The sequence below is a fragment of the Nostoc sp. UHCC 0252 genome, assembly GCF_034931145.1.
In the GTDB taxonomy this organism is placed as follows: domain Bacteria; phylum Cyanobacteriota; class Cyanobacteriia; order Cyanobacteriales; family Nostocaceae; genus Nostoc.
The window spans coordinates 13402-29450 of sequence record NZ_JAYGHE010000087.1; the positions used below are offsets into that span (position 1 = coordinate 13402).

Below are 16049 nucleotides of genomic sequence, written 5' to 3' on the forward strand. Positions count from 1 at the left end.
CCTTCAGTTTGCTAGATAATAGCTAGCCTTTATTCGCTCTCATACATCAGCTTATAGAGTTATCACAGCAAGAGCTATGAAGAATTTCCAGCTTCTTATAGTTTAATTGTACTATTTTAAGCTTCTACTTAGTGACTTTTCGATTTACTGACATTAACCTTTTCTAGCTGCTAAATGGGCATAACTTCCCAGCCATTGAGACTTTTGAGCCTCAGATTTGAAGTTAAAAAGCCACATTTCTATCAATCCAATGATGATACTTTTGTGCCATAGTGCTTTTTTCTGATCTGTCCTAATTCTTTGCGATTTATCAAAATAAGCTTCCATAGAAATATCTGGCAATAACTGTAAATTCAAGTCACGCATTATTTTCTGCCGAAATTTTAGATGCGCTCGTAATAGTTCTTCAGGAGTTACTCTCTGTTGAACAACAATTATCCCTCTTGGGCGGCGTAAAAAGGCATAGACAATAGCGAGATTAGGAGAATTATCTCTAAAACTAACTGACCATTCTTGCTCTAAACCACTGGCAATAGCACAAAACACGATTGAGCGCCCAGGTGTTTGTATCACTTCTGCAAAACAAAGATGTTTTGGATGGCAAAAAAGTCTAGCGACAGTAAGGGTAGATTCTGAGAGTTCTAAGTCACTAATTCTAGTAAAACCGAGGGACTCTAAAGCATTCGTGTAGTAATTGAAAGTCTTAGTATCTATTTGAGATATAGCTTCTAACTGTGTGGGGACAAATTTTAATTGGCTAGAAATATTTGAGATAAATAGTATCTTTACAATTACCTCAAAGAATAGAATAAATGGGAGTATATTATTAATAAGTATATAACAGATATTTACCGGAACAAAATTTAGACTTAGTAGATACAGGAGTATTATCTTAGCGACGAAAGCATTCCAAAGAAACCAAAAGCTAAAAGCATAGATATATGTACTCGTTTTAGTTTTCATATCTGGATATATTTGGGAATTTAAATGCAACTCACTGGTAGATAGTCCGATAAATTTACTATCACTCTATGTATGGTTCCCAAAAAATGAATATCTCAAACATGAAAAAACAAGATTTACTACAGATCCTTTTCCCAAAGCTACGGTAGTGTACACGAGTCCTAAAAACCTAGCTTGATCAGGCTTTACTCGTTACCATACGGAACATTTTCTACTGCGAAATAATGTGCGATCGCTTGTAAATCACGAGAAGCAGGGAGTGAGATAATGTACCGATTCATTCCTAACTAAGCCTCTTTTTCTTGCTTCAACTGTGTTAAAAGCTGATTCACAAAAGTTTCACTATCAATTCCTTCTCCCCTTTCAAGTGATGCTATCCCTTCATCAATCTTGGTGCGAGTTTCTGCAAGCCATTCTTGCTCAGAAAGAGTCTCTTCTGCTAAAAAACGCAATGCAGTTTGAATTACTTCATCAACGCTGTTAAATTTACTAGTTGCTAGTAAAACTTGGATTATTTGTTCTTGTTCTGGACTGAATGTAATACTCATAATGATTCCATTCTTGGCTTTTTCTATGATAAAGCGTTGATAAGTAAGTAAAATCCCTAATGTCTGAAGTTGGGTTGACGCTTGAAATAATCTTGCTGAAAAACGGGAAGACTATGGTTACTCCCTAATGGAGAAAATCCCATGAAAATCCTGAATAGAAAAATGCTCAAGAAATCTCTACTTAATTTTTTAATTTTGCCTGTTTCTCTAGTTCCCTGGCTGTCTATGGGAATGCTGGGGAATTTTCAAGCCAATGCTTTACCGGGGCAAAGTACAGAGGAAGTAGGCACTTGGATTAAAGCACATCCCACGCTTCGCCCCAGGAGTGGGGAGCTATTGTTTGTGCAAAAAACTGATACTGCTGCTCAACGATTCACTTTTCAAGCGTCGGTATTGCCCCCTGGTAGGGTGGAATTTTCCAAAGACCGGGGCAGAATCCGCAGTGAGCGCATTTCTATGTATGATGCCATTAATGGCATGACATTTGCCCGTCTCCAAGAATCCTTGCGAGTGATTTATGGCTTAGAGATTTATCAAGACTACGATCGCGCCCAAGTAGTTTACCAGTATCCCAACCAAAAGGTAGTTAACTCGGCACGTCTAGCCAAAACTCCGATTCGGGAAGCTTTAAAGGGAGAATTACGAGTAGGCGATCGCTATGTATATTGGGTGGAAATTGCTCAACCCAAGACTGGCAAAGCTTTTACCGGTCAAATGACGGTTTTGCTCAAAACTGACTTAGACAAGTTAGAAAGTGAACTACAAATTCGCTAATGGGTATAAGGTATGGGGGTATTGGTCTTAATTCCCCTCTCCTTCCTTATTGCTCATTAAAGGTTACTGAAATGGTATTCTATAGCTTGCCTAAGCTTATAGGAGCTAAGGTTTGCCATATCCCTGAAAAGATACTTTCAGATGCTAAGGAAATTCGTAGTAAATCTTCCTTTAGTAGTGGTGGCCAATCTATGCCAGCTTTACGCCCTGCGGCAAATAGCTGTTGTGCCTTAATGCTTAACTGATAAAGGGCTAAAGCCAGTTCTCGGTCTATGGTCTTTGCATCTTTAAGGGCTTCAAACACCACTTTTAATGCCAACAAAATTGAGGTGATCTGACCGGGTACCGGTGGTTTCCCCTGTTTCATACGCGTTAACAGCGCATCTGGGTTTTCCTCGGTTGTAATTGTCTGATCTATGAGGAGTTTCCGGGCTGTTTCGTAATTCATGTAGTCAGTTTAGCGTACATTTTGCTTCAGCACTAATACCTAATTAAAAAGTTATAAAATTAGCTTCTAGTTATTTATAGCAATCTCATTTGATTTGTGAAAAGATATGCTTGGGGAAAATAATGGAGAATTTGCGATTGTCTAGGTTAACCAGATAGACTGACATATAATCATATCTTTGAAAAATACGCCCTGCTTGGAATCAGAAGCAAAATGATATCACTGAATTTACTAGAAATTGAGCGTTCCATCCGTGCCTTGTCTGTAGAAGAACAACTTTGGCTACTAGAAAGTATTGCTCGACAAATCCGAGAAAGTGAGTATAAAAAAGAGCAATTACCTGATACTAAAAATCTGGAAGAAGAACTTGAAGTGATGGTTAGTGAGCCAGAAATCCCAATAGAAATTGCTGCGATCAATGATGAATTTGCAATTTCTGAAATCCTTTAATATGTAAAAGTAAAAATGATGATTTGGACAGATTTAAAAAGTTAAATATACAGCTTTTATAGATTCTCTCATTTTTATTTTTCCCAATCTCTGACTGGGAATGCCTAATGGGGGCACTGTCGTATCTGGACTTGCGACAGTGCTATCAATAGTCAAAGCATTATTTTAGTTACTGATTTATTGTCAAATTTTTGACTTTAACAAACTCAATCAATATAGTACTTTTTCACAACTCAATTTAGGATTGCTATAGTTACTAATCAATAGATGCCATAGATAATTTCTGTATCTATCCCTGTAAATTTATTTTTATTTCGTTTATCTTTACTGTTAGACATTGTTATGGTATATGGCTAGAGTAAATACGCTTACCTGATGTTGCCAATTAATAAGACAATAGGGGCAATCCCGGAAAAACGACTTATTAAGGGTGCTCATTACATTGTTTGAAGTTATGTAGCCTTTTGATTACGGACTATCAAACACTGCGGTAAACTATGCGTTGATTATGATTCTTTCGCAGAGAAGAACACCTCGAAAGGAGCGGTTTTTTCAATGTCTCATACCGTAAAAATCTACGATACCTGCATTGGCTGCACCCAATGCGTCCGCGCTTGCCCTACTGATGTACTTGAGATGGTTCCTTGGGATGGCTGTAAAGCTGCTCAAATTGCCTCTTCACCCCGTACAGAAGACTGCGTTGGCTGTAAGCGCTGCGAAACCGCTTGTCCCACCGACTTTTTGAGCATCCGGGTTTACCTGGGCGCTGAAACAACTCGCAGTATGGGTCTGGCTTACTAAAAAGCTAGTGCCGAGTGCTGAGTGCTGAGTGCTGAGATCATAAGAAGTAAATCAGAAACACAATTTCTTGATTCTTCGCTCGGAACTCAGGACTCGGAACTCGGAACTTTAGACTTTGAAGTGTGTCAATAGCAAGCAGCTTTAGCATTGTAGAGTGGACACTACCCGCTTTACGAAATCTTAATTTTAGATTGGGGATAAAAATCTCTGGGTACTTAAATCCTAGAATCTGTATTTGTACCGTCAGGTCAAAAGCTGATGGTTAATCTGCTTTAAAAGCTCAAAATCCATAACAATACCTAGTGGTAAAGGGAGTAATATTACTCCCTTTTTTCTTTGCAAAATGTCGATTTTTTGCCAAACACTATACTGGATCTAATCATCCTGAAAAAAAGTGGTGTGAACAATGTGTGGAATCGTTGGATATATAGGCACTCAAGCGGCAACAGACATTTTACTGGCTGGGCTGGAAAAACTAGAGTACAGGGGCTACGATTCTGCTGGAATCGCTACTGTCTGGGAAGGTGAGGTTAATTGTGTGCGGGCAAAGGGCAAACTGCATAACCTGCGTTCTAAATTAGAACAGATAGAAACCCCCGCCCAGATTGGTATTGGTCACACTCGTTGGGCTACTCATGGTAAACCAGAAGAATACAATGCCCATCCCCATCTAGATACGGCAAAGCGAGTGGCGGTAGTGCAAAATGGGATTATCGAAAATTACCGCGACTTACGCGAAGGACTCAAAGCAAAAGGCCACCAGTTTGTTTCTGAAACCGATACAGAAGTAATTCCCCATCTCATAGCCGAATTTTTAAAGAATATTCCCCCCTCATCTACCTCATCTCCCTTTTTAGAAGCAATTCGCCAAGCTGTTAACCACTTACACGGAGCATTTGCGATCGCAGTTATTTCTGCTGATTACCCTGATGAATTGATTGTCGTCCGCCAACAAGCGCCTTTGGTAATTGGTTTTGGGCAAGGAGAATTCTTTTGTGCATCTGACACACCTGCGATCGTTGCCTACACGCGTGCAGTGCTACCTCTGGAAAATGGCGAAATTGCCCGTCTCACTCCTTTGGGCGTTGAGATTTACAATTTTGCTGGCGACAGGTTGAAAAAACAACCCAGGCTGCTCAACTTCAATCCTGCATTGGTAGAAAAGCAGGGATTCAAACACTTCATGCTCAAAGAAATCCATGAGCAACCAGGGGTAGTAAGAGCGAGTTTAGACGCTTACTTCACTCCAGCCGAAGCTACCGAATCACCAATCAATCTTGGTTTACCTGCGGATTTATACACTGATTTAGAACAAATTCATATTGTCGCCTGTGGTACAAGTTGGCACGCAGCATTAATTGGCAAATATTTACTCGAACAATTAGCTGGAATTTCTACTCAGGTACATTACGCTTCTGAGTATCGCTATGCACCATCACCCGTGACGGCTAACACGTTGATTATCGGTGTTACCCAATCAGGCGAAACTGCTGATACCCTAGCAGCTTTGACGATGGAAAAAGAACGTCGCCAAGGGAGAGAACCCAAATATCAAGCGCGACTACTGGGTATTACTAATCGCCCCGAAAGCAGCCTCGGTCATTTAGTGCCGCATGTTATCAGTACCCTAGCGGGAATTGAAATTGGGGTGGCGGCGACAAAAACTTTTACTGCTCAACTAATGGCGTTTTATGCATTGGCATTGGATTTAGCCGCTCGTCGTCAGACAGTTTCAAAAGATACATTAGATAAAATTATTAATGGGTTGCGACTGATTCCTAAAGAAATTGAAGCAACTTTGGAAAGTCAGGAACGTTTAACCGAACAGCTAGCCCACGAATTCGCCGAAACTCAAGATTTTATTTTTATCGGGAGAGGAATCAACTTTCCCATTGCTTTGGAAGGGGCGTTGAAATTAAAAGAAATCAGCTATATTCACGCCGAAGGGTATCCGGCTGGAGAGATGAAGCATGGCCCGATCGCACTATTAGATGCGAAAGTACCAGTAGTTGCGATCGCAATTCCTGGTAGTGTTTACGAAAAAGTTATTTCTAATGCCCAAGAAGCTAAAGCCAGAGATTCTCGGTTAATTGGCGTGACTCCCGTCAACGATGGCGAGGCTGCGGAAATCTTTAACGATCTTCTTCCCGTCTCTCATGTAGAAGAATTACTTTCTCCAATTCTGACAGTAGTTCCTTTGCAATTATTGGCTTATCACATTGCCGCCCGTCGCGGTTTAGATGTCGATCAGCCAAGGAATCTCGCTAAAAGTGTTACTGTAGAATAGTATAATTTTATACCTATAATTTAAGGTAAAATGGCTTCTGAAGAAGTTTTATGGCTTGCAGAAGCCATTTCTATGGCAATAATTACAAGTATAATATATTTAGTAATACTTAAGTAAGTATTCGCTGGATTTGCAGTAAAGGGTAAAATTATCCAAATGCGATTCGCAAAAACCCGAATGTATATTTTTACGATGCCTTTATACTACAGACAAGTCTGTAAAAATTTGAGCCGATAACATCTGAGTTAATTACATCTACCAACATTATGAGCGAAATTCACCTACGTCAAATAAAGTCATACCTTCAAAAAACATTTAATAACTTGATTGACTTATCAGATTATCAAAATAAATCTGAAACAGACAGAGAGTTAATTTTCTTAACAAGAAGTCTCGCTGCATTTACTTTGATGGTTTTAGCTGATATCTCTCCTCAAGAAGCATCAAAATCGATAGTTGATGGTGGACAGGATAATGGAATAGATTCGCTTTATTTTGACAGGCGAGAAAAAATAATGTATGTATTACAGTCCAAATGGAAACAAGACAGTAAAGGTAGTGTTAAAACAGATGAGGTAATGAAATTTACTAGAGGTTTTAAAGACTTGGTAAATGCCAGATATGACAGATTTAACTTAAAATTTAATAATAAAACGCCAGATATTGAAGAAGCCCTCAATGACGCAGGAACAAGATTTGAAATAATTCTTGTCTATTCAGGTCAAACTCCCTTAGCAGATGAACCAAAAAGAGAATTGGATGATCTATTAGGTGAGATGAACGATTCATCGGATATTGTTAGTATGAGAGTTTATAATCAGGCAAATAATATATATAACATTATATCTCAAGGAGCATCTGGCAATCCTATAAATTTAGATGTTTGCCTGTTTGAGTGGGGACAAACAAAAGAACCCTATCAATCATATTATGGGCAAGTGTCTGCTAGGGAAGTAGCTGATTGGTGGACTAAACATTCTCCTAAATTGTTCTCTTCAAATATTAGGCTTTTTGTAAAAGATAGTGAAGTTAATGAAGGTATTATCAATACACTAAAAAAAGAACCGGAAAAATTTTGGTATTATAACAATGGCATAACAGCTTTGTGTTCTAGTATTGGGAAAAAACCGCTTGGCGGTAGTGGAAGAGACACGGGTATATTTGAATGTAAAGATGTCAAAGTAGTTAATGGCGCTCAGACTGTTGGATCGATAGCAAGAGCGGATCAAAATTCTCCTGAGCAAGTTGAAAAAGCAAGAGTTCTTATTCGTTTTATCTCCTTAGAAAATTGTCCTGAAGAATTCGCTACAGAAATTACTCGATTCAACAATACTCAGAACCGAATTGATCGTCGAGAATTTGTAGCTCTCGATCCAGAGCAAGAAAGAATAAAAAATGAACTTCACTTAGAAGGAATTATTTATACTTATAAGTCAGGTGAATCAATCCCAGATGGAGAAAAAGGTTTTGATTTAAATGAAGCTACGATTAGTCGAGCGTGCAAACAGAATGAGGTTTCTTTCGCCACACGAGTTAAAGATAAAATTGGTGTTTTATGGGAAGATATAGAAAAACCTCCATACAAAACTCTCTTTAATAGATCAGTAAATGGTTCTAACCTTTGGAAACTAGTTCAAATTTTAAGAGTAGTAGAGAATAAATTATCAGAAGTACAAAAACAACGAGATGGAAGAGAAAAGTTGTTTGCTACTCATAGTAATCGTCTCATACTACACCTAGTTTACAAAGCCTTGCCAGAGAATTTTTTTAGCATATCATCTGATTTAACCCCAGTACAAATTGATGATATTCAATCCATGACCTCAGAGTTTTTGGGTAGTATTATGAGTGAAAGTAGCAACCTATTCCCAACTTCCTATCCGGCAAATATATTCAGAAATGTCACAAAATGCCAGGAAATTGTGGAAAAAATTTTAAATTGAGGAGAACATTGTAGGAGTTCCACGCTATTCAATCTTGTAGCAAATAGTTTCAAACTCTTACAAAATGAGCTTTTGAGAAACTATACAACTTTTTTATTTATAAATATCACGAATCTTTGCTGCTAACAGTTGTACTGCTCATTTGTTCTCGCAAAATTGCAACTTGAGAAATCATTATTTTCTCTAGTGCCCCAGTTTCCATCGCTCCCATCCAACGAATCATTGACGAGAGAAATAATTCTTTGAGGTAGGCAAAAGAAAAGCCTTCGGTTAATTCAACTATCTGACTTACAGCCAGTTCAGACAATTCCATTGCACTTTTTAATTTATCATTCCACAATGTGACGTAGGCTTCTCGCTCTGGGAACGCTGGTAGATCAAAATGATATTTACGATCAAAGCGACTGGGGCGATGCCTACGGCGGGCTTCGCCAACGCTAATTGCTGAATCTAAACGTTCGGGATGATTAGTGGTTGCAATGGTAACAATTCCTTGATTAGAGGCGAAGCCATCAAGCTCATTTAAAAAGAAAGAGCGGTTTTCATCATTCAATAGAGAATCAATATCTTCTAATACTAAAACACACGGAGCAGACTGACGTGCTTGGTTGAATACTTTACGGATATTGTCGCTATCAGTAGCATACTCAGACTTAAAGCTTTTAACGTATAAGCAAGGCTGCTGCATTTGGTTAATCAACGCTTTAACTGTATGCGTCTTTCCATTTCCTGGTGAGCCAATAAACAAAATACCACGTTTCCAAGGAACGCTATAATTTGCGTAAGTTTCCTGGGAAGCAAAGAAGTTTATTAGGTCATCTTGAATATCTTGTTTAAGAGTTTTATGCAAAACTAGATTCTCAAAAGTTGCGCTTTGAATAGATTGAAATAGATCGGGATTTTTATCCCAATAACCATCTTCAAAAACTAACAGTTCATCACGAATTTCTGAGTTCCACTCACAAACAGCTGCAAAAAACTTTTCAGCTACTTCTAAAGTATCTGCCAAAATCCAAGAATAGCGAGTTTTACAATAACCTTCATTCCAACTCATTAAGAGGACATCAAGTTTATATCCTTGCCACGAAACTTGAAATCTGGCATTTTCATTATATTTATAAATCTCGTTTTCCATGCCATTCCAACCAGTAAGCATCTGGTTATGGATATGATTATCATATTTGATTTTGCAGAAATCTGCCTCAGCGTACTTTTCTAAATTGAAGGAACTATCATTACTTTCTAGTAAAGCTTTTTTAGGATAAATAGCTGCTAACTCCTGACTAACATGATAAGAGATAGCATTATTAGATAAGCTAAGAGCAGATGTAATTAGTTTTTGAATTTTCATGTTTATTGATTTTTCTGGTTAGTTAGGGCTGAGAAAGATATCAAATTAAGCTAATCTAACATTAAGACAGCAAATTTGTGGATTCTTATTTAAAGAATTATTCTTCAAAATATAAAATCTGATATGTCAGACTCTAAATTTACTACTCCTGTGGCTCAAGCATCCCTCCACTCTGAATTGTCTGAGCGATCGCCTCTTCCTAACCTGCGAGAGAAGATTCTCGCAATCCGCAACAGTCTACGCCCAGGACAACAACAAATGGCTGACTGGGGATCTGGGCCATTGGCTATTTCTGCGGTTCCTGGTGCAGGCAAATCTACGGGAATGGCGGCGGCGGCGGCGATCGCAATTGCCCGTCAATATGAACGTTATGCCCAGTCGCGCCCATCTTCGCGTCGTCATCTGGTGGTTGTCACTTTTACTCGTTCTGCTGCTGCCAATATTAAAGCAAAGATCCGCAAATTCTTACGAGATGATTTATCTTTACCGCAGACTGGATTTTTCGTCTATACTCTACATGGTTTAGCGTTGAACATTGCTAGCCGCCATTCTGATTTATCCGGTTTGCAGTTAGAAAATGTCACATTAATTACACCAACTCAAAGTCATCGCTTTATCCGCACAGCCGTAGAGCAATGGATTGCAAATAATCCCGGAATATATTTGCGGTTATTAGAAGGTCATCAATTTGACGGAGAAGAGACAGAAAGGTTGCGTCGTCAATCGGTGCTACGAACCGAAGTATTGCCAGAATTAGCGAATACGGTAATTCATGAAGCCAAAAGTTCGGGGATATCGCCAGAAAAATTACGGGAGTGGAGTAGACAAACCACAGACGAATATACAATTTTGAGTGTAGCGGCGGGATTGTATGAGCAATATCAAAACTTAATGCGATCGCGTGACTTTATCGATTACGACGATATGATTTTAGCCGCACTCCGCGTTTTAGAAAACGACAGCGCCCGTCGCATCGAGCAAAATCAAGTTTTCGCAGTTTTTGAAGACGAAGCTCAAGATTCCAGCCCCCTACAGACGCAACTGTTAGAAATTTTAGCCAGTGATGGGAAAATAAATGGAGATGACGAAGATAATTCTTCACGCCTAACTCCTAACTCCGCACTCCTAACTCCTAACTCAGCACTCAGCACTCAGCACTCAGCACTCAACCTAGTCCGAGTTGGCGATCCTAATCAGGCGATTAATTCTACTTTCACCCCAGCCGATCCGATTTATTTTCGGCAATTTTGCGAAGAGTGCGATCGCATCGAACGATTGGCAACGATGGATCAAGCCGGTCGCAGTAGTAGAATTATCATTGAAGCTGCTAACTTTGCCCTCTTATGGATCAATAATCAGTCCTTAGCAAAAACGAATAACGGACAAAAGATTCCTGACAACCGACAAGTACCATTTCGCTTGCAGACAATTCGCCCTGTTGAAACAGGAGATCCCCAAAAGAACGCCAACCCAGCACCAATCGGACGGGGATTAGAACTTTATACTCCGCGTGACATTCATCACACCGTTGAATTGTTATCTCAAAGAATAATTGAGTTATTTGGCGAAGATCCAACACAAAATAGTGCAGCGATTTTAGTGCGAGAAAATCGCCAAGGAAGATGGTTATCAGAGGCTCTAGCACTTGTATGCAAAGAGCATAAAATTACACTTTACGATGTGGGAGAACGCGATCGCCGTTCCCATGTTCCCCAAGAGATTTTAGCATTACTGCAATTTTGCGATCGCCCCCACTCCCCTGATTACCTCAAAGCCGCCTTAGAAGCATTAGTACAGCGCCAGTTAATTCCTACCCAAGACCTCAACGCCCTTGCAAGTCTCCCAGAAGAATTTTTGTATCCTGGCCCCCTAGCAGCAGCCCAGCCAGAAACAGTCCAAAAAGCTGCCCGATTGTGTCGCAATTTACTTCGCGCCCGCTTGGAATTGCCCCTCTACCAGCTAATTTCCTTTCTCGCCTTGACCTTAAATTACGACCAAGCAGAATTGGCAACAGCTGACAAACTTGCAGAACGGGTAAATCAGCAGATAGCTGGCAATAGTTCAATGGGGGGAATGCTATCAGCTTTAAGTGAAATCGTCAGTTCCGAACGCTTTGAACCAGTTGAAACCGAAGATTCGGAAGAACGTTACACTCGGCGCGGTCAACTGACCATTATTACCATGCACAAAGCCAAAGGGCTAGATTGGGACTATGTATTTCTTCCCTTTCTCCACGAAAACTTGATTCCTGGTAGATTTTGGGTTCCTCCCCAAAGCCAGTTCTTAGGGGATTTTACCTTATCAGAAGTAGCCCGCGCCCAAATTCGTGCTGCTCTCCACGGAGAATCAACCATACCAGATGTTACACAAGCATGGGAACAAGCAAAGCATTTGAAAATATCTGAGGAGTACCGTTTATTGTATGTCGCCATGACACGGGCCAAGCGTCTGGTGTGGATGTCAGCAGCGCAGAAAGCCCCCTTTACTTGGAGTAAGCCGGACAATTTACAGGAACAAGCACCTTGTCCAGTTTTTCCAGCATTAAAGCGGCAATTTCCCGAATGTGTGGCGAATTTAGCGGTAATGGCTAAATAAAGGCGATCGCAACTTTTACAGTTATTAGCGATCGGATTGTGAATATTTGTAGGAAATAAGATACCTATAGTGGAAGTTGCCGTTTGAAAATTGGTGTTATAGATTGGTGCTGAGATTTTAATTAGAAATTAATTTACCAATGAAAACCCAACAGTTGACAACGACACAACAAAATAAACTTAGCAAGACAAAAAAACAGTCTTTTCCTGGCATTAGTATTGGTACTCCTAAAGTACCATTCCGCCAATGCAAGAAAACTGTACAACAGCATGAGTTACTCAGTGATTGGGAACACGCAAGTTAATTTTATAACATCCTCTCATTCCAACTTAGCAGTCGTGACGCATAAATTAGGATTGCAATGGATTCTTTCGGTCTATTGCCATAAACCAACAATCTGAGTATTCCCCAATTCTTTCTAAATTAAAAAGATTATTTCTTCCTTCATAAAATTCTCAAACTTGTGCATTAGTTAGCCATTTTGCCATCAACTGATAATCATATATTTCATCTCCCATTAGACGAATAGCAACTTCGTCTTGTTCAATTAGCATTTACTGTGTAGATAGATTTTTATAGCCAATATTTAAATGATTATAGTTTGTTCAAAATGTCTATCATCTTGTTGCAAAATTATGAAAAAGCAAAAGGGAATTCCACACCCGCTTCGTAAACATGGAATTCCCTTTAGATTTTGCCTTACCTCTAACAAAAGATCCCTATGCCAAGCTTAAATTTATTCAATTGCCACCAGAGACAACAGACTTATTATGTATAGCAGTGTCTTCAGGCTTTCTCTGCCACTTGCCATCGCTGCCTGGTTCGTATTCATTCTTGACACTATTCCAAGCAATTTCACGCGCACCCTCTTCACTCATACCATTACTTTGAGCAGCATTTAATGCGGCTACAAAAATCTGCTGTGCGTGTTCAGGCAACTGTTCTGTAATTTCATTAGGCAATTCATTTATTGTTTGATCAGCCATATACTTACTCCGATTATCTCAAGTTAAGTTCATGTTAAAAAACTTGCAAGAGAATTTCCTCTTTCTGGAAGTAGAGAAGCAAATAATCATACTTTTGGCTGAGTTAAACGATTTTTAAATCAGTAATACAATAATATTGATGCTCATCGCCACAATTGTGGTATAGGAGAAAGATAGATTCACTAAAACATCGGTGATGCGATCGCTCCATGAACAATACGATTTAGAATTCCTTCCTTCTCTCTGTGTTCTCTGCGTCTCTGCGGTTTATTGCTTCTGACTCAGATTAATTTTTAAAGGCTGTATTTATATAGTAAATACAGCCTTTATCAGTACATAAATACTGAGTAACTCCAAACTAGGCAATACTCAAATTAACTCGGGCAATTAAATCGTTGTAATCTTTATCGCCGCCATTTGCCAAATCCTCAAACCCAAAAGCGTTATTACCTAACAGGCGAATATGATCTACTTTGTCAGCGTTAGCGCCCAAGAAAGAGAAGTAAACTGCTGGATCATTATTAGTATTGCTATCAAGAATTGCATCAGGCCCGGCATTTACAATCATAAATGGGGCGAAAATAGCACCAGGTTGAAAAGTACCTGTGAAAGTTGCTGTACCTTGGTTAGCCACACTTAAATCAATACCAGCGACACGGTTACTAATAGCTGCTTGAGTATAACCCGCCTGTCCAACAAGGATATCTGCTTTACCATCACCATTGGTATCGATGCCACCATTCTCATCACTTACCTGATAAAACCCGACAAAGTTGTTAAAAGCTGCTTCTCTATTAACCACAAATTCGGCTTTTACCAATTGTGTCACATCCCGTAAATCAATCAGTTCGGCTTCAGATTTTCCTTGAAGACCGCTACCTAAAGGTAAGTTTTGGTCTGTTGCTTCAATATTGACAACCAAATTCTGAAAATTGAGAGAGAAGCCTTTATCATCTACATTCGTGTCTGAGGCAAAAAGCACCTGAGAAAATGAAGTTTGTCCAGATAACACCGCCTGAGTAGTGCTATTACGGATTAAATAAAATCTTAGGTTGCTCTCAGAGTTGAATTCCAGTAACCTTGTCAGGTCGGTGGGATTCAAACCATTGGGTAGTTTGGCAAAAGATGAGAGAAGTACTGTTGCTCGTTGGAGAGCTAATTCTGTGTAATTTGCCGCACCAGGGGCTACACCGTTAATTCTACCTTCTGCATCGTCAACGACAAATACACCCAGTTCATCGACTTCTTGAGAGGTGTTGCTTTTAATCTTGACTGAGAGTTTGGTTTTTTCACCGTTAACTTGATTTTTTATAGTAAAGATATCACCTGTGATTCTTGTAAGTAGGCTGATTGGTTGGATAGTAGAAGTAATTTTTTGAGCAACAGTGAGTGCAAAATCATCACTAACTTCAGCCCCGCCTGGATCTGTGGCGGTGACTTTAATGTTCAAGCTACCCACATTATTATTTGTAGGAATGCCGATGAAAGTCCGCTTATTAGCATCAAAAATTAACCAACTGGGTAGTGGATCGCCATTATCTAAGGTAGCAGTGTAGGTTAGGGTATCTTCAAGATCCACATCGCTAAAGGTATTTTCAGGGATGATGAAGTTGAAGGTAGTTTCTGCTGTGGCTTCTTGGTCAGCGATCGCCTGATCTAAAATTGGTGCATTATTGGCTTTAGCAATTGTGAGTGCAAATACATCACTAATTTCAGCAAAAGCCGGATCTGTGGCGGTAACTTTGATGTTCAAGCTACCCACGTTATCATTTGTAGGAGTGCCGATGAAGGTAAGATTATTAGGATTGAAGGTTAACCAACTAGGTAGTGGATCGCCGTTTTCTAAGGTAGCAGTGTAGGTTAGGGTATCTTCAAGATCCACATCGCTAAAGGTATTTTTAGGAATGCTGAAGTTGAAGGTAGTTTTGGCTGTGGCTTCTTGGTCAGCGATCGCCTGATCTACAATTGGTGGACTGTTGACTTTAGCAATTGTCAATATAAACACATCACTGACTTCATCCCCAAAAATATCATTGACAGTGACTTTGATATTCTGATCGCCTAAATTTCCCAGCGTAGGAGTACCGCTAAAATGATGGGTGACAGGATTAAAAGTTAGCCAACTAGGTAAGGGGTCGCCGTTTTCGAGGGTGGCAGTATAGGTGAGACTATCACCAGCATCAACATCAATGAAAGTGTTCTCTGGGATAGTGAAATTGAACTGCGTATTTATGACTGCCTTTAGATTAGCGATCGCCTGAACTAACTCTGGTGCATCGTTGACGTTTTTAACAGTGAGTGCAAAGTCATCGCTGACTGCAACCCCTAAAATATCCCTAGCGGTAACTTTGATGTTGAGATTAGCAACATCCTCGTTTAAAGGAGTACCACTGAAGGTTTTGGTAACAGCATTAAAACTCAACCAATTCGGTAATAGGTCGCCATTTTCGAGAGTAGCAGTATAAGTGAGGGAATCTCCAGCATCGACATCAATGAAGGTGTTTCCTGAGAAAGTGAAATTGAAAACTGTGTCTTCTGTTGCTTCTTGATCTGCAATCTCATTCGCTACCTCTGGCGGATCATTGACATTGTTAACAGTGAGTACGAAAACATCACTGACTTCAGCAAAAGCAATATCCGTGGCGGTAACTTTAATGTTCAAGCTACCGACGTTTGCATTTAAGGGAGTACCACTAAAGGTTTTGGTCGCAGCATTGAAGCTTAACCAACTGGGTAGAGGATCGCCATTTTCAAGAGTCGCAGTGTAAGTGAGAATGTCGCCAGCATCAACATCGGTGAAGGTGTTATCTGAAAAAGTGAAATTGAAAACTGCGTCTTCTATTGCTTGTTGAGGAGCGATCGCCGTCACTAACTCTGGCGCATCATTGGTGTTGGCAACTGTC

Annotated in this window: 13 protein-coding genes; 7 read left to right on the forward strand and 6 right to left on the reverse strand. The window is 39.7% G+C overall.

Features of this window, described 5'->3' with window-relative positions; all coding sequences use genetic code 11:
• Positions 1 to 153: 153 nt before the first annotated feature.
• Positions 154 to 573, reverse strand: coding sequence for a hypothetical protein (locus tag VB732_RS30850; RefSeq protein ID WP_323234662.1), 420 nt, complete (start codon positions 571 to 573; stop codon positions 154 to 156).
• A 677-nt stretch (positions 574 to 1250) separates the two neighbouring features.
• On the reverse strand, positions 1251 to 1511 hold the full coding sequence (locus tag VB732_RS30855; protein WP_323234663.1) for a type II toxin-antitoxin system ParD family antitoxin: 261 nt from the start codon (positions 1509 to 1511) through the stop codon (positions 1251 to 1253).
• Positions 1512 to 1673: 162 nt separating this feature from the next.
• Here VB732_RS30855 and VB732_RS30860 point away from each other — a divergent pair, with 162 nt between their 5' ends.
• Complete coding sequence (locus VB732_RS30860; RefSeq protein WP_323234674.1) at positions 1674 to 2285, forward strand: hypothetical protein; 612 nt, start codon at positions 1674 to 1676, stop codon at positions 2283 to 2285.
• Between the two features lie 79 nt (positions 2286 to 2364).
• On the opposite strand, the gene VB732_RS30865 is transcribed toward VB732_RS30860, so the two are convergent.
• A complete protein-coding gene (locus tag VB732_RS30865) occupies positions 2365 to 2733 on the reverse strand; it encodes a Dethiobiotin synthetase (RefSeq protein WP_323234664.1) in 369 nt (122 codons plus the stop codon).
• A 213-nt stretch (positions 2734 to 2946) separates the two neighbouring features.
• Between VB732_RS30865 and VB732_RS30870 the strand changes: the two genes are divergently transcribed.
• The 4 genes from VB732_RS30870 (at position 2947) to VB732_RS30885 (ending at position 8214) form a co-directional block, all read left to right on the forward strand.
• On the forward strand, positions 2947 to 3183 hold the full coding sequence (locus tag VB732_RS30870; RefSeq protein WP_323234665.1) for a hypothetical protein: 237 nt from the start codon (positions 2947 to 2949) through the stop codon (positions 3181 to 3183).
• A gap of 555 nt (positions 3184 to 3738) precedes the next feature.
• Positions 3739 to 3984 (forward strand): photosystem I iron-sulfur center protein PsaC, encoded by a 246-nt coding sequence (psaC, locus tag VB732_RS30875; RefSeq protein WP_012411495.1) that lies wholly within the window; start codon positions 3739 to 3741, stop codon positions 3982 to 3984.
• 406 nt (positions 3985 to 4390) lie between these two features.
• The gene (gene glmS, locus VB732_RS30880) at positions 4391 to 6271 is read left to right on the forward strand and encodes a glutamine--fructose-6-phosphate transaminase (isomerizing) (protein ID WP_323234666.1); all 1881 of its coding nucleotides are present in this window, start codon (positions 4391 to 4393) and stop codon (positions 6269 to 6271) included.
• Positions 6272 to 6537: 266 nt separating this feature from the next.
• Positions 6538 to 8214 carry an AIPR family protein gene (locus VB732_RS30885; RefSeq protein ID WP_323234667.1) on the forward strand — a complete coding sequence of 559 codons (1677 nt, stop codon included), beginning with the start codon at positions 6538 to 6540 and terminating at the stop codon, positions 8212 to 8214.
• A 106-nt stretch (positions 8215 to 8320) separates the two neighbouring features.
• On the opposite strand, the gene VB732_RS30890 is transcribed toward VB732_RS30885, so the two are convergent.
• Positions 8321 to 9565 (reverse strand): ATP-binding protein, encoded by a 1245-nt coding sequence (locus tag VB732_RS30890; RefSeq protein WP_323234668.1) that lies wholly within the window; start codon positions 9563 to 9565, stop codon positions 8321 to 8323.
• Positions 9566 to 9688: 123 nt separating this feature from the next.
• Between VB732_RS30890 and VB732_RS30895 the strand changes: the two genes are divergently transcribed.
• The gene (locus VB732_RS30895) at positions 9689 to 12160 is read left to right on the forward strand and encodes an ATP-dependent helicase (protein WP_323234669.1); all 2472 of its coding nucleotides are present in this window, start codon (positions 9689 to 9691) and stop codon (positions 12158 to 12160) included.
• Between the two features lie 139 nt (positions 12161 to 12299).
• Positions 12300 to 12464, forward strand: a complete 165-nt coding sequence (locus tag VB732_RS30900; protein WP_323234670.1) for a hypothetical protein — start codon at positions 12300 to 12302, stop codon at positions 12462 to 12464.
• A 436-nt stretch (positions 12465 to 12900) separates the two neighbouring features.
• Here VB732_RS30900 and VB732_RS30905 read toward each other — a convergent pair whose 3' ends face one another.
• Positions 12901 to 13146: a ChaB family protein gene (locus tag VB732_RS30905; protein WP_323234671.1), complete on the reverse strand. Its 246-nt coding sequence runs from the start codon at positions 13144 to 13146 to the stop codon at positions 12901 to 12903.
• 358 nt (positions 13147 to 13504) lie between these two features.
• The coding region (locus VB732_RS30910; RefSeq protein ID WP_323234672.1) for a putative Ig domain-containing protein at positions 13505 to 16049 on the reverse strand (2545 nt) is incomplete at its 5' end.

Excerpts from the sequence above, each read along its gene's own strand:
- VB732_RS30855 (WP_323234663.1), bottom strand. The coding sequence starts at position 1,511 with ATGAGTATTACATTCAGTCCAGAACAAGAACAAATAATCCAAGTTTTA.
- VB732_RS30860 (WP_323234674.1), top strand. The coding sequence starts at position 1,674 with ATGCTCAAGAAATCTCTACTTAATTTTTTAATTTTGCCTGTTTCTCTA.
- VB732_RS30865 (WP_323234664.1), bottom strand. The coding sequence starts at position 2,733 with ATGAATTACGAAACAGCCCGGAAACTCCTCATAGATCAGACAATTACA.
- VB732_RS30870 (WP_323234665.1), top strand. The coding sequence starts at position 2,947 with ATGATATCACTGAATTTACTAGAAATTGAGCGTTCCATCCGTGCCTTG.
- psaC (WP_012411495.1), top strand. The coding sequence starts at position 3,739 with ATGTCTCATACCGTAAAAATCTACGATACCTGCATTGGCTGCACCCAA.
- glmS (WP_323234666.1), top strand. The coding sequence starts at position 4,391 with ATGTGTGGAATCGTTGGATATATAGGCACTCAAGCGGCAACAGACATT.
- VB732_RS30885 (WP_323234667.1), top strand. The coding sequence starts at position 6,538 with ATGAGCGAAATTCACCTACGTCAAATAAAGTCATACCTTCAAAAAACA.
- VB732_RS30890 (WP_323234668.1), bottom strand. The coding sequence starts at position 9,565 with ATGAAAATTCAAAAACTAATTACATCTGCTCTTAGCTTATCTAATAAT.
- VB732_RS30895 (WP_323234669.1), top strand. The coding sequence starts at position 9,689 with ATGTCAGACTCTAAATTTACTACTCCTGTGGCTCAAGCATCCCTCCAC.
- VB732_RS30900 (WP_323234670.1), top strand. The coding sequence starts at position 12,300 with ATGAAAACCCAACAGTTGACAACGACACAACAAAATAAACTTAGCAAG.
- VB732_RS30905 (WP_323234671.1), bottom strand. The coding sequence starts at position 13,146 with ATGGCTGATCAAACAATAAATGAATTGCCTAATGAAATTACAGAACAG.